The sequence below is a fragment of the Burkholderia sp. LMU1-1-1.1 genome (assembly GCF_040675865.1).
GTDB lineage: Bacteria > Pseudomonadota > Gammaproteobacteria > Burkholderiales > Burkholderiaceae_D > Rugamonas.
The window spans coordinates 252,402-268,525 of the sequence record NZ_JBEGHG010000023.1 but is presented as its reverse complement, the minus strand read 5'-3'; the positions used below and the strand labels follow the sequence as shown (position 1 = coordinate 268,525).

Below are 16,124 nucleotides of genomic sequence, written 5' to 3'. Positions count from 1 at the left end.
CAACCTGAGACTGGAGCATGCAATGGCAATCGACGTCTATCTTCACATTGAGGGCATCAAAGGCGAGTCGACCGACGACCGCCACAAGGATTGGATCGAGTGTAAATCGGTCACTTTCGGCGTCGACCAGCCGAAATCGGCCACCGCGTCCACCGGTGGCGGCCATACGGCCGAGCGCTGCGAACACCGCGATATCGTTTTTTCAAAACTGGCCGACCTGTCCACGCCGATACTGCTGCAGACCTGTTCCGCCGGCCGCACCATCCCGAAGGCCCGGATGGAATTCATGCGGGCGGACGCCCAGGGCGAGCGCGTTAAGTACTTCGAGATCGAAATCGAAAATGTGCTCATTGGCGCCGTGTCGCCGGCGGTGCACGAAGGCGACATCCTGACCGAGGAAGTCGCTCTGAAATTCTCCAAGATCAAGTGGCGCTACACGCAGCAGAAAATCAGTGGCGGCTCCGGCGGCAACACCTCCGGCGGCTGGGATTTGGCCAGCAACCGCGTGGTCTGACGATCCCCCCAGCGCCCGCCGTTTCGCGTTGCGGCGGTGCGCTTTTTTGGGCCAGGCCGGCCTGGCCTGGCCTTTTTTTATGAGGGTACCCGATGAACGGCTTTACACCTGGCCTGCTTGACCGCCTGCTTGGCGAGCAAAGCGCCTGCCGTCCCGGCCACGGCATGACGTTGGAACAACTGAAGGATTCCGTCGCGCGCGACCTGGAAGACCTGCTCAACACGCGCTGCGCGCTGTCCGACGAGTTGTTGGAGGCCTACCCCGAGTGCGCCGGTTCCATCGTCAACTACGGATTGATCGACTTCGCCGGCATGTGCCTTAGCAGCAGCGAGGATCGCGCCCGCATTTGCGCCGCGCTGAAAACGGCGATCGAACGCCACGAACCGCGTCTGCGCAATGTGCAGGCATGGCTGGAACGCGAAGGCGGCTCCATCAACCGCGTCAGCTTCGCCATCAGCGCCACGCTGGCCGGCCTGCCGATGACGGAGTCGGTCAACTTCGACGCGGTGCTGCAACCCTCATCCCTGCATTACTCAATCAACCGCAGCGCCCGCGGAGCCTAAACATGAATCTGAATCTGAAGACACTGATCGGCAAACTGAATGACACCACGCGCCTGGCTGCCACACGCGCCGCCAGCATCTGCGTGGCGCTTGGCCAGTATGAAGTGGAGGTCGAGCACCTGTTCTTGGCCCTGCTCGAGCAGGAACGCTGCGACGTGGTGCTGATCGCGCGCCAATGCGGCGTCAGTATCGACACGTTGGAGGCTGACCTGCATCTTGAGGTCAGCCAATTCAAGACGGGTAGCACCCGCACGCCCGTGTTTTCGCGTCATTTGCCGCTGCTGCTGGAGAACGCGTGGCTGATCGCCTCGCTGGCGACGCCGCAACCGGACAGTATCCGCAGCGCGCATCTGCTGGTAGCGTTGTTGACCGACCCGGAACTGTTGCAAATCGCGCATCGCGCCTCCCCGGCGTTTGCCAGGATTCCGATCGATGAAGTTAAACACCGGCTGGATAACTATACCAATGGATCTCAGGAGGAAACGACCGCCGCCTCCGCGGCCGACGGCGAACCGCTTGTGGCGCCGGTTACCGATGCGGCGCGCCAGGCCGGCCTCCGCACCCCGGCCCTCGACCAGTACACCACCAGCCTGACGCGCGTCGCCAGCGAAGGTAAGCTGGATCCGGTGATAGGCCGCGAGACCGAAGTGCGCCAGATGATCGATATTCTGCTTCGCCGCCGGCAGAATAATCCCATCCTCACCGGCGAGGCCGGCGTGGGCAAGACGGCGGTGGTGGAGGGCCTGGCCTTGCGGATCGCCGCCGGTGACGTGCCGGCCGTGCTGCGCGGCGTGGAAATCCGCACGCTGGACATGGGCCTGTTGCAGGCCGGCGCCAGCGTCAAAGGCGAGTTTGAAAACCGTCTGAAGAACGTCATCGACGAAGTCAAGCAAAGTCCGCACGGCATCATCCTGTTCATCGACGAGGCGCACACGATGATAGGCGCCGGCGGCGCGGCCGGGCAGAACGATGCCGCCAACCTGCTCAAGCCGGCCCTGGCACGGGGCGAGCTGCGCACCATCGCCGCCACCACCTGGAGCGAATACAAAAAGTACTTCGAGAAGGACGCAGCACTGGCGCGGCGCTTCCAGGTCGTGAAGGTCGAGGAACCTAGCGAGGAAATTGCCAGCGCCATGCTGCGCGCGATGACGCCACTGATGGAAACGCACTTCGGCATCCGCATCCGTGACGAAGCGGTGACCGAGGCCGTCCGGCTGTCGCATCGCTATATCAGCGGCCGCCAGCTGCCCGACAAAGCCGTCAGCGTGCTCGATACGGCCTGCGCCCGCGTCGCGCTGGGGCAGAGCGGCATGCCCGCCTTGCTGGAGTCGGCGGCAAAGGGCATGGAGCGCATCGACGCCGAGATCAACGCTTTGCAGCGGGAGGAGGGCGGCGAAAAGAGTGCCGATGCGGCGCGTTGCCAGCGTCTGCAGCAGCTGACCGAAGCCCGCGCGGCGCTGGCCGGGGAGCATGCGAAGAATGGGGATCGTTGGCAGCGCGAGCAGTCGATTGTCGCGGCGATCGCACGTCTGCGCGCCGGCGGTGATGGCGCCGGGGAAATCGGCGCGCTGAAACAGGAGCTGGCGGCGCTGCAGGGCGAGACGCCGATGGTGCCGGTGGAAGTCGATGCCGCCACTGTCGCCGCCATCGTCTCCGGCTGGACCGGCATCCCGCTGGGGAAAATGGTCAAGGATGAAATCCGCACCGTGCTCAAACTACAGGACGCGCTGGAAGCGCGCATCCTCGGCCAGCCCACCGCCATCGCCGCCGTGGCGCAGCGCGTGCGCACCGCGCGCGCCAACCTGGACGATCCAAACAAACCGAAGGGCGTATTCATGTTCGTCGGCCCCTCGGGCGTCGGCAAAACGGAAACCGCTTTGGCGCTGGCCGATCTGCTGTACGGCGGCGAGCGCAAGCTCCTGACGATCAACATGAGTGAATACCAGGAGGCGCACAGCGTCTCCGGTCTCAAAGGTTCGCCGCCCGGCTACGTCGGCTATGGCCAGGGCGGTGTGCTGACTGAGGCGGTGCGCCGCAATCCGTATAGCGTAGTGCTGCTCGACGAGATCGAAAAAGCCCATCCCGACGTGACCGAGTTGTTCTTCCAGGTCTTCGACAAGGGCGTGATGGACGATGCGGAAGGGCGCGAGATCGACTTCCGCAACACCATCATCATCGCCACCTCCAACGCCGGTTCCGCGGCCGTCATGCAGGCGTGCCTGAACAAAGAGACGCCGCCGACGGTGGATGAGCTGGAGCTGCTGCTGCGGCCACAACTCGTCAAACACTTCAAACCGGCCTTCCTCGGGCGGCTCAAGGTGGTGCCGTACTACCCGATCCCCGACCAGGTACTGGTGCGCATCATCGCGCTGAAACTGGACCGCATCGGCCAGCGCATCCGTGACCAGCACCACGCGGAGTTCAGCTATGACGAGGCGCTGGTCGAAGCGGTGCTGGCGCGCTGCACGGAAGTCGATTCCGGCGCCCGCAATGTCGACCATATCCTCAACGGCAGCCTGCTGCCGGAGATCGCCGAGGCGGTGCTGGAAAAGATGGCGCAGGGCGCGGCGATCGCCAGGATCAAGGTCGGCGCCAGCAAGCAGGGGCAGTTTAAATACACCATCAAATAGCGGGAGCCACCATGTTCAGCATCGCACAACTGCTACTGCCAATCAGCGCGGACCAGATCTGCGGCGAGGACCTGTCCTTCAGCAGCGAAGTGGACGCCATCGCGCACGCGCGCACCTACGACGATCCGACGCTCGATCAGGGCGAGTGGGTCTCGGTGCTGAAGGAGGCCGACTGGCAGTTTGTCGGCAGCCGCTGCGCCGCCATGATCGAAACCAGAACCAAGGATCTGCGACTGGCCGTCTGGCTGGCGGAAGCCCACGCCAAGACGCGTGGCCTGCGCGGCCTGGGCGACGGTTACGCCGTGCTGTCCGGCCTGTGCGAGCATTACTGGGAAGGCCTGTATCCGCTGGCCGACGACGGCGACTACGACCAACGTATCGGTAATTTGTACTGGCTGCTCACGCGCACCTTGGTACTGGTCAGGGAGATGCAACTGGATGACGGCGCGGCACTGCTACCGGATGCCGAATACTGCCTCGCCATGCTTTGTGAACTGGAGCGCGTGGTCGACCGGCGTCTGGGCGCCGAAGGTCCCGGTTTCAGCGCCGCCAAAGACGCTTTGCAAGCCGTGATAGCCGCCGTCGCGCCTGTCGGCAGCCCCGCAGCGATGTCGATGGGTGGTGACGCCGCGTCGGGCGGTGCCGGCCAAGGTGCTTTGGCTGCGCTGGGCGGGGCGGTGCAAAACCGCGCCCAGGCCCTGTCGCAATTGCGTCTTGTGGCCGATTTTTTCCGCCGCACCGAGCCCCATAGCCCGGTGGCCTATCTTGCCGATAAAGCCGCAAGCTGGGGCGACATGCCGCTGCACGTCTGGCTGCGCGCCGTCATCAAAGACCCGGGCGCCATCGCCGGCCTCGAAGAATTGTTGGGTTCCCAGTCGGGTGGCGAGTGACCACGGCGCGTATTTTCAACACATAGTTGTTGCAGCGCAACGCTTAATATTGCTCTCAGTGCTACAGATTCTGGCGAACAGTGCTAGCATGGGTCAGACATTCCTGATCCTTTCGCTAGGGGTTCGCCATGAACAACCTGAAAATCGGCACGCGGCTCGGCTTCGGCTTCTCGCTCATCCTGCTGTTACTGACCACGATGACCATCATCGGCATCATGCGCCTCAGTAGCGCCAGCGCGATGACGGACCATATGATCGACGTGAAAATCCGCGATCAGCGGCTGATCGCGGAGTGGGGCAAGATCATCGAGGTCAACGCCGCGCGCACCACGGGCGCTTGGATGGTGGCCGATCCGGCGGATCAGAAAAATCTGGAAACGCTGATGGCCGGTTCGTCCGGGCGCGCGACCAAGATCCAGGACCAGATCGGCGCCACGATCGAGGACGAGGCGCTCAAGCCGTTGTTCAAGCAGGTGCTGGATACGCGTAAAGCCTACACCGACGTGCGCAAGGCCGTCTTTGCCGCCAAGGCCAAGGGCGACCTCGAATTGGGCAAAAAACTCTACGAAGGCGATCTGGCGCAAACCCGTACCAGCTATCTCGCGGCGCTGCAAGCGTTCTCCGAGCGGCAGGCCGACTTGCTCGACGCCGCCGCTGTCGAGATCCGCGAGCAATACACCAGCGGTCGCACCTTGCTCGTGATGCTGGGCCTTGCCGCCATCGTCATGGGTGTCTTTGCCGCCTGGTGGATCACCCGCACGATCACAAAACCGATCAACGAGGCGGTGAAGGTCGCCGAAACCGTGTCGTCCGGCGATTTGACCAGCGAGATCAGGGTTCACAGCAAGGACGAAACCGGGCAACTGATGAACGCCCTGAAGATCATGAACTCGAACCTGGTCACCATCGTCGGTCAGGTACGCAACGGCACCGACCTGATGGCCACCGCGTCCACCGAGATCGCCGCCGGCAATCAGGACCTGTCATCACGCACGGAGGAGCAAGCCAGTTCCCTGGAGGAGACGGCATCGTCGATGGAGGAACTGACGTCGACGGTGAAGTTCAACGCGGAGAACGCGCGGGAGGCCAACGCGCTGGCCATCAGCGCCGCGCAGATCGCCAGCCGTGGCGGCGCCGTGGTGGGCGAGGTGGTGAACACCATGGGTTCCATCAACGACTCGTCGCGCAAAATTGTGGAGATCATCTCGGTCATCGACGGCATCGCGTTCCAGACCAATATCCTCGCGTTGAACGCGGCGGTGGAAGCCGCGCGCGCCGGCGAGCAGGGACGCGGCTTCGCGGTGGTCGCCTCGGAGGTGCGCAATCTGGCGCAGCGCTCGGCGTCGGCCGCCAAGGACATCAAGAGCCTGATCCACGATTCGGTCGAGAAGGTTTCGCAGGGCTCGGACCTGGTCAACAAGGCCGGCGAAACCATGAGCGAGATCGTCACCAGCATCAACCGCGTGACCCAGATCATGACGCAGATCAGCCACGCCAGCGAAGAGCAGAGCATCGGCATCGCCCAGGTCAACGACGCCATCACCCAGATGGACCAAGTGACGCAGCAGAACGCGGCGCTGGTCGAACAGGCTGCCGCAGCGGCGGAATCGATGCAGGAGCAGTCGGCCAAGCTGGCCGACGTGGTGAGCGTGTTCAAGCTCGATGGCTTGCAGTTGCCCGCGCCGGTGGCCGAGTCCAGCACCCGGAGTGCTCCGCGCGCGCCGACACGTCCGGCACTGCCGCCGCGCCGTGCCGCCCCCACCGCTGTCGCCGCCGTTTCCGCGCCTGCCCGCAAGCCGGCGCCCGATAACACGCGCAAGGCGGTCACCACCAACGACGCGGACGGCTGGGAAGAGTTCTAAGCGAGGCGGCGCTTCGGTACAATGACGGTCTATGACCAGTATCGACGCCGCACCATCCAAGCCGCGCAGCCCCCGTGCGCAATGCCCTGCGTGTCTGCGGCCGCTGCAAACATGCATCTGCCGCTGGGTGGCATCCGTATCGAACCAGGTGGAAGTGCTGATCCTGCAGCATCCGATGGAGGTCGCCAACGCCAAGGGCAGCGCGCGCCTGCTGCATCTGAGTTTGTCCAACAGCCGGCTGGAATGCGGAGAAGCGCTCGAACCGGATCGGCTGGGCGAACTGCTTTCCGGGGATCGCCGCAACGTGCTGCTATATCCGGAGACGATGGAAGACAAATCACTGGGCCTCGCCACACCGCAGGTATTCGATCAGGATTGGCTCGGTGAGCCGCAGCGATTGCGGCTGGTGGTACTCGACGGGACCTGGCGCAAGAGCCGCAAGATGCTGTATCTGAATCCGCCGCTGCAAGCACTGCCCCGGCTACCGCTGCGCGACACGCCGCCGTCGCACTACCTGATACGCAAGGCGCATTTGCCGGATCAGCTATCGACGCTGGAGGCCACCGCGTACGCGCTGGCGCAACTGGAAAACGACCCGCACAAATTCAATCCGCTGATCGAGGCCTTCGACGGTTTCGTCGCCCAACAGGCCAGCTACGTACGCCCCTGATCAGGCGATCAGCTTCAAGCCGGGCGGCAGCGACTCGCCCAGCATACGTTTTTCGTCGGCCTGATCGAGTTGCACCACTTCGCGCACCATCGCGCTCCAGTTGGCCGGAGCGCCGATCGCGCCTAGACGCCGCAGTATCTCGGCGCGCAAGGTGTCGTCGAAGTCGCGCGAACGGTCGCCCGTCATGCGCGCCAGATGGGCCGCCGCGAAGCCGGCCGGCTCCACCTTCTTCCAGTCCAGCGCCAGTATCCTGGACAGCCACTGCTCGACGACCTCGCGCTCGACGACATCGTGCGCGCTGCCGTGGAAGGGCTGGCGAGCGCCGACGCGGCTCAATCCCCACAGGAAGCGCGCCTGCGCCGCTTCCGCCTTGCCGGCGTCCGCCGCGCCGGCGCGGGTTTTGTTGGCGCCTGCCTTTGCGGCCGCGCGGGTTGCCGCGTCGAGCTGCGACAGCATCCATGCGCCGATTTCAGCCTTGTAGTTGCCGGGTATGCGTTCGAGCGACGCGCCCAGGCGCAGCATGTCCTCCTCGCTGCCGCTGACCAGCGTTTGCGGGCGCCGGCCGCGCTCCTGCGCGTCCGCCTGGACGTTGAATGCGAAATCGTCGAGCACCCGCAACTGCGCCTCCACGCTTAAGCCGCCGGCCACGCGCCGCCACAAGGTCCACCACTCGGCGCAGACCTGGCTGTCCTTGTGGTGCTGTGCGCCGGCGTCGAACATCGCCCACAATTGTTCGATGCGCCACTCGTCGAGCGGGTGGCCGAATCCGGGACGCAGGCAGTAGCCGCTCAGATTGAGCCACGCGCGCTCGTGTTCCGACGACCGGCGGCGGCCCTTGGCGCGTTCGATCAGCGCGTCGAACAGGCGTCGCAGCAGCGGCGTGGTCCAGCTTTCGCGGCCGCCCAACAGGTGTTCGAGTTGCGCGCGCAGTTGTTTGACTTCCTTGACGTCGACCTGCTGCGCGCGGCTGCCGAAGATACGGTCTATCTTGTCGATGGCCGCGTTCAGGCCCGCCGGCATCGGCGCGTCCCGGGGGACGTTCGTGCCCACGTCGTCGGCCTCCGCGATGCCGGTGTCGCCGCGCAGCTGGAATTCCAGCAGCCAGCGCTGCGCGTCTTCGATCGCCACGCAATGCACTTCCAGCGTACCGACTTCGCTCAGCGTGGTGGCCAGTTGCACCGGGATCTCCTTGCGGGCGTCGGCGGCGCCGCTGTCGCGCAGCACGGTGGCTATCGGCGGCAACTGGACGTAATCGTCCGGCTGGAGTTCGACCAGTTCCCCGGCCTGCGGCGGCGTGGCGTCCGACGTCGACGACGCCAGATGGAAACGCACAGGCCGGCCAAGCCGCAAGGCGAAGGTGCGCTCGGCCAGCAGGATTTCGCGGTTCTCCGCGCTGCCGCGCGGCAGGATGCAGACGGCGCGGCGCGGCCTGTCGGCACGTTGTTCATCGTCCAATAGCAGGAAGTAGCTACGCGGCGAGCCGCCGCCGATGACCGGCGCCTGGCCGGTTTGTCCCAGCGCGTAGGCGACGCCGCCGCGCGCGACGGCGACATCGGGATCGTCGTTGTTCAGAACCCGCAGCGGTATGCCGCGCCAATTGGAGAGTGCTTCTTCCAGGCGTCGCGCCAGGGCGTCGGCGCGGAAAACGCCGCCGTTCAGCAGCAGCGTATCCGGAACCGGTATCGTCGCATGATCGTCGGCCGGCAGGCCCAATGCCTCGCGCGCCGCCGCCGCATGCTGGCGCAGGAAGCCCGCCAGATGGCGGGTGATGGCGGCGTCGCTGGCGTAAGGCAGGCCGAATTCGATGATCGCGCCGCGTCCGCGCGTGGCGGGTTCGCGCGACGGGTTCGATGGGAAGAAACCGTCCACCACCAGCGCGGCCACTTCGTCGCGCGTCAGCTCGGCCGAGCGGGATCCGCCGATCAGGCGCGAGCCGGAGCCGAGCAAGGTGACCGTGGCGCGTTCCGGCGCGTCCGCAGCCAGCAGCAGCTCCTTCGCCGCGCGGCAGCGCTCCGCCAGTTGCGCCAGGCGGCTGGAGGACAGGCGCGGCGGCGGAGCGCCGCCACCCTGGGCTGCCGCCATGCGCGTCTCGACCATATGCGCCAGCGCCAGATCCATATTGTCGCCGCCGAGGATCAGGTGATTGCCGACGCCGATGCGGCTGATCTCCGGCTGGCCGTCAACCATCGCGACCTTGATCAAACTGAAGTCGGTGGTGCCGCCGCCGACGTCGCACACCAGCAGCAGGCGCGTTTCGGCCAGATCGGCGGCTAGCGTCGCGCGCTGGCGGTACAGCCAATCGTAGAAGGCCGCCTGCGGCTCCTCCAGCAAGCGCAGGCCGGCCAGGCCGGCCATGCGCGCCGCTTCGAGCGTCAGCGCCCGCGCCCCTTCGTCAAAGGAGGCGGGAATCGTCAGAATGAGCTGCTGCCGTTCCAGCGGATGCGAAGGAAAGCGGGTATTCCACGCGGAGCGCAGATGCGCAAGATAGGAGGCACTGGCGGCCACCGGCGACACCTTGGCCACATCGGCTTCGGAGCCCCATGGCAGGATCGCCGCCGTGCGGTCCACGTTCGGATGCGACAGCCAGCTTTTGGCGCTGGAGACCAGACGCCCCGGCACCTGCGCGCCGAGTTTGCGCGCCAGACGGCCGATCACCACTTGCCGCAAACCGGCCACGTCGTCCTGCCCCCATGGCAGTTGCAACTCGCCTTCGGCCAGCTCGCCCTCGGCGGGGTGGTAGCGCACCGACGGCAGCAGCGCGCCGGCGCCCACCTCGCCCGGCGCCACCAGCTGTTCTATGTCGAACAGCTGGATGTCGGCTTTGCCGGGTGCCGAATAGGCCAGCACCGTATTGGTGGTGCCAAGGTCGATGCTGACGATGTATTGGCTCATGCTCAGGCGGCGGCGCTTTCGGTGGCGCCTGAGCGCACGTCGAACTCCACTTTCCAGCGCTGGCCGTCGTTGGCCACGGCCAGCAATTCGAGCGTGCCCGATTCGGTCGCCATCGCATGCAATCGCACCTGCACCACATCGCCGGCCTGACGGCCTTCAGGCGACAGCGTGGCCTGGATCTCGTTCAACTCGATCAGTTCCTCCGGGCCCCAGAAGTCCAGCAGGTCGCCGATCTGGTCCTGGCGGCGCACCGAGGAGCCGAAGAAACGGAACTGCACCGGCTCCCCGACGACCAGGCCGAACTCCTGGTTCGGCAGTTCGATCTCACTGCCTTCCTCCATGCCGAACGGCGCCACGCACAGCGCCTGGATCGGCGGTTCCATGCCGGGGATGGCCGGCATCGACGACTCGATCGCCACGTAGTAGGCGCGCGCCGTGCCGCCGCGAATCCGCACGCCGCTGCCGCGACGCACGTAGCTGTAATATGCCGCGCCGCGCGCGACCGCCAGATCCAGGTCGGCGCCGCCGAGCATGCGGGCCGGCTCCGCGCCTTCCATGTACAGCCAGTCATTGAGGGTGCCCATGACGCGCTGCGCCAGCAGCTCGGACTTGAACACGCCGCCGTTGAACAGCACCGCCGTCGGATGCAGGAAGGTGGCATCGGTACTGTGCTTGCCGGCGTAGCCTTCCAGTTCGCTGGTGGCGCCGACCTGGCGAGCCAGGAACGCGGCCAGGTGGCGCGTGATGCCCGCGTCCTGCGCATACGGCAGGCCAAGCTGCGTCAGGCCCGCGCGCGTGCGCACGGCTGGACGCGCCGCCGCGTCCACCGCCGGGAAGAAGCCGTCGAGAATGAAGGTCGTCACTTCATCGCGCGTCAGCTCGGTGCGGATCGAACCGCCGATCAGCTTCGAGCCACGGCTCGGCACCACGATAGGCCAGGTCCCGACGGTCGCATCGGCCAGCAGCTTTTCCTTGGCCGTGCGGCAGCCGTAGGTCAGCGCGCGCATCTGCCAAGGATCGAGCTGGGTGCCGTTGGCGGCCAGCTTGCGCGCCACCAGATGCGCCAGGGCCAGGTCCATGTTGTCGCCGCCGAGCAGAATGTGATCGCCGACCGCGATGCGGTGCGGCTCCAGGACGCCGTCGCGTTCCAGCACGGCGATCAGCGAGAAGTCGCTGGTGCCGCCGCCGACGTCCACCACCAGAATGATGTCGCCCGGCTTGACCTCTTTGCGCCAGCGGCCTTCGCTGCCCTGGATCCAGCTGTACAGGGCGGCCTGCGGCTCTTCCAGCAAGGTGAGATTGGTGTAGCCGGCGGCGCGCGCCGCGTCGGCCGTCAGTTCGCGCGCGCCTGGATCGAAGGACGCTGGAATCGTCACCGTCACCGCCTGTTCGCCGAACGGCGCCTCCGGGTGCGCCTGTTCCCACGCCTGGCGCAGGTGCGACAGGTAGCGGGTCGACGCCTCCAGCGGCGAGACGCGCGTCACTTCCTCCGGCGCGTCGTTCGGCAGCAGGGCGCTGCGGCGGTCCACACCCGGATGGCTCAACCAGCTCTTGGCGCTGGAGACCAGGCGGATAGGGGTGGTGGCGCCACGGCTGCGCGCCATTTCGCCGGCCACGCCGGTTTGTTCGGCCGCAGACTGCTGCCACGGCAGGCTCAAATCGCCCGGCGCCAGTTCGTCGGCGTGCGGCAGATACAGGAAGGACGGCAGCAGCGGCAGGTCTTCCACCGTGCCCGGCGCCGTCAACTGCGGAATCGCCAGCACGCCTTGCTGGGTTTTCTCGCCGTCGCTGGTGGCCAGGTCGACATAGGAAAGGGCGCTATGGGTGGTGCCAAGGTCGATGCCGATGGCGTAGCGTGGGTCGCTCATAATTCCACCTCCGCCGGGGCCAGGATCGCCGCGTCGTGCGCTTCGGCCAGTTTCGGCAGGCGCACGTTCGATGCGCGCCAGCCGCGATGGCTCAACGCGCCGCGGAACGGCGCCTTGCCGACGACGTTGCCGGTCAGGCGCACGGCGCTGGCGTCGAAGCCTTCCTCCAGCACCACGCGGCTGCCTTCGGCCTCGCTGCGAATGGCCTCGATGGTGAAGTGCTCGCGCAGCACCTTGCCGCAGCCTTCGTGCACCACGCGCGCGGCGGCGCCGATGTCGGCGTCCGAATAGGCGCTCAGGTTTTCCTGGGTGAAGTCGATCAGGCGCGCCTCGCGCTGGAACAGGCCGAGCAGCTGAAGCGCTGCATCCGGCGTGGCGACGCGCAGCGTGACCGGCGCCGGAGCCGGAACGGGCGCCGGTGCGGGGGCTGGCGCCGGAGCGGCAACCGGCGCGGCGGACGGCTGCGGTTCGCCGGCGGCGATGCGCGCCAGGCGGGCGGCGTATTCGGCATCGGACAGCGCGCGGAAGAAGGCGCCGATGGCGATCGATATCCGGCTAAAAAAAGACGGCAACGGTTGAGTCGAATTGTTCATGTTTAGCTCGCGTAGAGTGAGCCGGGCCGCTGTCTGGGGCGGCAGCCTGGCGGAATGTGGGGTGGGGACGCGCGTGGCGCGGGGAAAGTCTTTCCCCCGGAAGCCCCGCATGATACCAGTTCAGGCGCGGGCGCCAAAGACGCGAAGGCCGCACCTTTGATTTTTCGCTTGATATGGCCATTTGGAGCGCTTAGAATACTGGATATATATACAGTATTGGCGATCCCGCCCGCTGCCCCACGTTGAGCCCCCCATGAACCATGACGAAAACAACCAAGAGCACGTGATGCTGCCGCCTCCTTCTCTGAAGGCGCAAAAGGGGCGTGGCGCGGTATCGAACCTGCAGGGGCGCTTCGAGGTCAACGCGCGTGAAGCCTATGACGACGGCTGGGAGCGCGAGGAAGAGGAGGCGTCGCCGTGGAAAACCCAGGTCACCGACGAGTATTGCAAGTCGATCCTGAGCCGCAACGCTTCGCCGGACCTGCCGTTCAGCGTCTCGCTGAACCCGTATCGCGGTTGCGAGCATGGCTGTATCTACTGCTTCGCCCGTCCCACGCACAGCTATCTTGGCCTGTCGCCCGGCATGGACTTCGAGAGCAAGATTTTCGCCAAGGTCAACGCGCCGGAAATGCTGCGGCGGGAACTGGCCAAGGCTGGCTACGAGCCCGAATCGATCGCGCTCGGCGTCAATACGGACGCCTACCAGCCCTGCGAGCGCGAGCGCAAACTCACGCGCCGCGTGCTGGAGGTGCTGCAGGAATGCCAGCACCCGGTCGGCCTGATCACCAAATCGTCGCTGATCGAGCGGGATATCGACATCCTCGCGGCGATGGCCGCCAAGCGGCAGGCCGGCGTCGCCATCACGCTGACGACCCTGGACCCGGCCATCTCGCGCACCCTTGAACCGCGCGCGGCGGCCCCGGCGCGCCGTCTGCGCACGATCCGCACCTTGACCGACGCCGGCATTCCGGTGGCCGTCAGCGTCGCGCCCATCATCCCGTTCGTCACCGAGCCGGATATCGAACGCTTGCTGGAGGCGGTCAGGGAAGCCGGCGCCGTCACCGCCCACTACACGGTGCTGCGGCTGCCATGGGAGGTGGCGCCGTTGTTCCAGCAATGGCTGCAGGCGCACTTCCCCGAGCGGGCGCAGCGCGTGATGAACCGCGTGCGTGAAATGCGCGGCGGCAAAGACTACGACAGCACGTTCGGCTCCCGCATGAAGGGCGAGGGCGTGTGGGCGGAACTGATACGGCAACGCTTCAAGATCGCCACCGAGCGCCTGGGACTGTCGGGCAAGGGCAGCCGCTTCCACAGCATGGACGCGTCGCAGTTCACCCGGCCGCTGGTGGTGCCGCCGCTGGGCGCGCGCGCCAAGCCGGCCGATGAGGGGCAGCTGGATTTATTCTGACGGAACTGTCGAGGGAGGGGTGTTCAACGCGGCCAGGTGCCGTTCGATCTCGAAGACGTGCTGGTCGTGGCGGCCCAGTTCGCGCAGGGCGTGCGCCAGATGATTGAGGTAGTCGCTGTTCGGGCCGCTGGGGCCGGCGGAGCGGGCGATGTGCCGCGCGATCTCCTGCTCGGACGCTTCGCCGAGGAAGGCCGTGTTGTCCGGCGTCGCGATATAGACCAGGCCGACGGCGCTGTCGCTGCCGTCGCCGTCATCGAACGCGTCGTCGAACGTGATAGTCGTCGCCAGCCGTAGATAGCCGTTTTTCTCGCGGTGGTCGAGATGGGCGAAGACTTCCGGCGTGACCAGGTAAGCCATGCCATGGCAAATGGCGCCGGCTTCCTCGATGATGGTGACCACGCGACCCGGTGCCTCCGGTGTGCCGCGATGGTCGTGCGAGCCTTGCCAAAAGCGGCGCGTCCAGTTGGCGATGCTGGCCGGACGGCGTTGCAGGTAGGGGAAGTCTGCCTTGTAGATCAGTGAGCCGTAGCCGAACAGCCAAACGCTGTGGTGGCCGTCGAACTGGTCCATCATCTGGTTGATGGCGATGGTGTCTGCTGTCATGATCGCTTCTGGTTTCGGCGTGTTTCCGGTTCGCTTGGTGTTTGTCAGGCTTGGTGGTCAGTTCATGTCCACGCGGGCGATGTCCAGGTGCCTGACGCCGATGGATTTGAACGCCGCCGTCAATTGACCTTCGTAGTTATGCATCAGTTCGGCCTGTTGCGGATCGTCCGCGCCCCAGCCGGACGTCACCAGCATCACGCGCTGCGAGTCGGACTGGGTTGCCATGTCCCCGTGCAGGTGCAGCAAGCGGTCCAGCCAGGCTTTCAGGGTCGATGGCGTGAAGTAGTTGTGCATCGGCGCGCCGACCACGACGATGTTGGCGTCGACGAATTCTTGCAGTAGCGACGCACTCAGCAGCGATTCCGCCCGCAGCTCCGCGTGCATGGGAATGGCGCTGTTCCATTGCTTGCGCATCACCTGCAGCAGCGGCGCGCTGACGTGCGATAACGGCGAGGCGGCAAGGTCGCGGTAATTCACGCTGGCACCCTCGTGCGCCGACGCCAGCCGTGCCACGGCGGCGGCGGTATGTTGGCGCGATCGCGAACTGTCACCCAGCGCGCAGGAGTCGATATGCAGAATATTCATATACCGAAGCATACACACGCCGCATGGGCTGCGGTAGTGGGAAAAATGTAAGATATGTTAACCGAGCGGAACGTTCCACTCGTGCGCCGCGACGTAATCCCGCAGGAAAGCGACGAAACTCTCGGCCGCCGGCGACAGCGCCCGGGCGTTGCGCGTGTAGACAAAAAAACGACGCGTGAGCTCGGGATCGACCAGTTGCCGCATCCGCAATCCATACAGCGCCACCATTTTTTCCGCGTACGGCAGGCAGACCGTGATGCCCAGCCGCGCGTGCACCATCGCCAGCGCGGTGGTCATGAAGGTCACCTCGTTATACGGGCTGAGCGACAGCTCGCGGAACGACACATGCATATCGCGCAGCAGCCGCTCGGTGAACTGCCCCTGTAAGGAAATGAACGGGAAATCGTTGATGTCGGCCCAGGTGATGCGTTCGCGCGACTCCAGCGCATGCCCGGCAGGAAACACGACCACGAACGGCATTTCGAACAATTGCTGCGCCTCGATCTCGACGTTGGCGTCGCGCTCCGGGCCGATGCCGAAGTCCGCCTCGCCGCTGAACACGCGCGCCGACACCTGTTCGACCGGGCTGTCGGCCAGCCGCACCTGCACGTCCGGATAGCGGGCGGAATAGGCGGCGATAGCCTCGGGCAGCAAGGTACATGACAGCATCTGCGGCGCGGCGATGCGCACGATGCCCTGCTTGAGCGCCTTGCGGCTGGTGATGTCGGCCATCGCGCGGTCCAGATCCTGCAGCATCTTCTCGAACAACGGCGTCAGTTCGCGTCCCAGCTCCGACAACTGCGTCTTGCGCGTGGTACGCTCGACAACACGCACGCCGAGCATCTGTTCGAGCTCCTTGATCTGGCCGCTGAGCGCCGATTGCGTCAGGTTGAGGTGATCCGCCGCCAGGGTGAAGCTGCCGGTTTTGGCCACCGCGACCAGTGCCCGCATTTGCCGCAAACTTGGATTCATGGGAAAACCTGATAAATGGCGGGAAAAATACTGTTTGTATGATATCTGAGATTCGCATCTAATGTCGTAAGAAT

The 16,124-nt window shown here is 65.6% G+C and carries 13 protein-coding genes; 7 read left to right on the top strand and 6 right to left on the bottom strand.

The genetic code is table 11. The annotated features are described in order from the left end of the window. The first annotated feature begins 22 nt into the window (after window positions 1-22). From MRBLMU1_RS19585 to MRBLMU1_RS19560, 6 genes are all read left to right on the top strand, one after another. On the top strand, window positions 23-514 hold the full coding sequence (locus MRBLMU1_RS19585) for an Hcp family type VI secretion system effector (protein WP_363504449.1): 492 nt from the start codon (window positions 23-25) through the stop codon (window positions 512-514). Window positions 515-606: 92 nt separating this feature from the next. Continuing rightward, entirely contained in the window at window positions 607-1,077 is a 471-nt protein-coding gene (gene tssE / locus MRBLMU1_RS19580) for a type VI secretion system baseplate subunit TssE (protein ID WP_363504446.1), read from the top strand. 2 nt (window positions 1,078-1,079) lie between these two features. Continuing rightward, window positions 1,080-3,707: a type VI secretion system ATPase TssH gene (gene tssH / locus MRBLMU1_RS19575; RefSeq protein WP_363504443.1), complete on the top strand. Its 2,628-nt coding sequence runs from the start codon at window positions 1,080-1,082 to the stop codon at window positions 3,705-3,707. Window positions 3,708-3,718: 11 nt separating this feature from the next. Continuing rightward, a complete protein-coding gene (tssA, locus tag MRBLMU1_RS19570; protein WP_363504440.1) occupies window positions 3,719-4,597 on the top strand; it encodes a type VI secretion system protein TssA in 879 nt (292 codons plus the stop codon). 128 nt (window positions 4,598-4,725) lie between these two features. Then, window positions 4,726-6,459: a methyl-accepting chemotaxis protein gene (locus MRBLMU1_RS19565; RefSeq protein ID WP_363504437.1), complete on the top strand. Its 1,734-nt coding sequence runs from the start codon at window positions 4,726-4,728 to the stop codon at window positions 6,457-6,459. 31 nt (window positions 6,460-6,490) lie between these two features. Next, window positions 6,491-7,129 (top strand): tRNA-uridine aminocarboxypropyltransferase, encoded by a 639-nt coding sequence (locus MRBLMU1_RS19560; protein WP_363504434.1) that lies wholly within the window; start codon window positions 6,491-6,493, stop codon window positions 7,127-7,129. Here MRBLMU1_RS19560 and MRBLMU1_RS19555 read toward each other — a convergent pair whose 3' ends face one another. Genes MRBLMU1_RS19555 through MRBLMU1_RS19545 form a run of 3 tightly spaced genes read right to left on the bottom strand, consistent with a single transcriptional unit; the run spans window position 7,130 to window position 12,482 of the window. Continuing rightward, window positions 7,130-10,021: an Hsp70 family protein gene (locus tag MRBLMU1_RS19555; protein ID WP_363504431.1), complete on the bottom strand. Its 2,892-nt coding sequence runs from the start codon at window positions 10,019-10,021 to the stop codon at window positions 7,130-7,132. Window positions 10,022-10,023: 2 nt separating this feature from the next. After that, window positions 10,024-11,889 (bottom strand): Hsp70 family protein, encoded by a 1,866-nt coding sequence (locus MRBLMU1_RS19550; protein ID WP_363504428.1) that lies wholly within the window; start codon window positions 11,887-11,889, stop codon window positions 10,024-10,026. Further along, the gene (locus tag MRBLMU1_RS19545) at window positions 11,886-12,482 is read right to left on the bottom strand and encodes a DUF2760 domain-containing protein (protein ID WP_363504425.1); all 597 of its coding nucleotides are present in this window, start codon (window positions 12,480-12,482) and stop codon (window positions 11,886-11,888) included. The genes MRBLMU1_RS19550 and MRBLMU1_RS19545 overlap by 4 nt, the downstream gene beginning before the upstream one ends. Before the next feature lie 253 nt (window positions 12,483-12,735). Between MRBLMU1_RS19545 and MRBLMU1_RS19540 the strand changes: the two genes are divergently transcribed. Further along, window positions 12,736-13,890, top strand: a complete 1,155-nt coding sequence (locus MRBLMU1_RS19540) for a PA0069 family radical SAM protein (protein ID WP_363504422.1) — start codon at window positions 12,736-12,738, stop codon at window positions 13,888-13,890. On the opposite strand, the gene MRBLMU1_RS19535 is transcribed toward MRBLMU1_RS19540, so the two are convergent. The 3 genes from MRBLMU1_RS19535 to MRBLMU1_RS19525 are packed head-to-tail and all read right to left on the bottom strand — an operon-like array spanning window position 13,882 to window position 16,050. After that, window positions 13,882-14,493, bottom strand: coding sequence for a gamma-glutamylcyclotransferase (locus tag MRBLMU1_RS19535; RefSeq protein WP_363504419.1), 612 nt, complete (start codon window positions 14,491-14,493; stop codon window positions 13,882-13,884). The genes MRBLMU1_RS19540 and MRBLMU1_RS19535 overlap by 9 nt on opposite strands. A 57-nt stretch (window positions 14,494-14,550) precedes the next feature. Then, the gene (locus MRBLMU1_RS19530) at window positions 14,551-15,078 is read right to left on the bottom strand and encodes an NAD(P)H-dependent oxidoreductase (protein WP_363504416.1); all 528 of its coding nucleotides are present in this window, start codon (window positions 15,076-15,078) and stop codon (window positions 14,551-14,553) included. A 57-nt stretch (window positions 15,079-15,135) separates the two neighbouring features. Further along, entirely contained in the window at window positions 15,136-16,050 is a 915-nt protein-coding gene (locus MRBLMU1_RS19525) for a LysR family transcriptional regulator (protein ID WP_363504413.1), read from the bottom strand. Between the last annotated feature and the right edge of the window lie 74 nt (window positions 16,051-16,124).

Bases quoted from the DNA above. Each gene is read 5' to 3' on its own strand.
- MRBLMU1_RS19585 (WP_363504449.1), top strand. From the start codon at position 23: ATGGCAATCGACGTCTATCTTCACATTGAGGGCATCAAAGGCGAGTCG.
- tssE (WP_363504446.1), top strand. From the start codon at position 607: ATGAACGGCTTTACACCTGGCCTGCTTGACCGCCTGCTTGGCGAGCAA.
- tssH (WP_363504443.1), top strand. From the start codon at position 1,080: ATGAATCTGAATCTGAAGACACTGATCGGCAAACTGAATGACACCACG.
- tssA (WP_363504440.1), top strand. From the start codon at position 3,719: ATGTTCAGCATCGCACAACTGCTACTGCCAATCAGCGCGGACCAGATC.
- MRBLMU1_RS19565 (WP_363504437.1), top strand. From the start codon at position 4,726: ATGAACAACCTGAAAATCGGCACGCGGCTCGGCTTCGGCTTCTCGCTC.
- MRBLMU1_RS19560 (WP_363504434.1), top strand. From the start codon at position 6,491: ATGACCAGTATCGACGCCGCACCATCCAAGCCGCGCAGCCCCCGTGCG.
- MRBLMU1_RS19555 (WP_363504431.1), bottom strand. From the start codon at position 10,021: ATGAGCCAATACATCGTCAGCATCGACCTTGGCACCACCAATACGGTG.
- MRBLMU1_RS19550 (WP_363504428.1), bottom strand. From the start codon at position 11,889: ATGAGCGACCCACGCTACGCCATCGGCATCGACCTTGGCACCACCCAT.
- MRBLMU1_RS19545 (WP_363504425.1), bottom strand. From the start codon at position 12,482: ATGAACAATTCGACTCAACCGTTGCCGTCTTTTTTTAGCCGGATATCG.
- MRBLMU1_RS19540 (WP_363504422.1), top strand. From the start codon at position 12,736: ATGAACCATGACGAAAACAACCAAGAGCACGTGATGCTGCCGCCTCCT.
- MRBLMU1_RS19535 (WP_363504419.1), bottom strand. From the start codon at position 14,493: ATGACAGCAGACACCATCGCCATCAACCAGATGATGGACCAGTTCGAC.
- MRBLMU1_RS19530 (WP_363504416.1), bottom strand. From the start codon at position 15,078: ATGAATATTCTGCATATCGACTCCTGCGCGCTGGGTGACAGTTCGCGA.
- MRBLMU1_RS19525 (WP_363504413.1), bottom strand. From the start codon at position 16,050: ATGAATCCAAGTTTGCGGCAAATGCGGGCACTGGTCGCGGTGGCCAAA.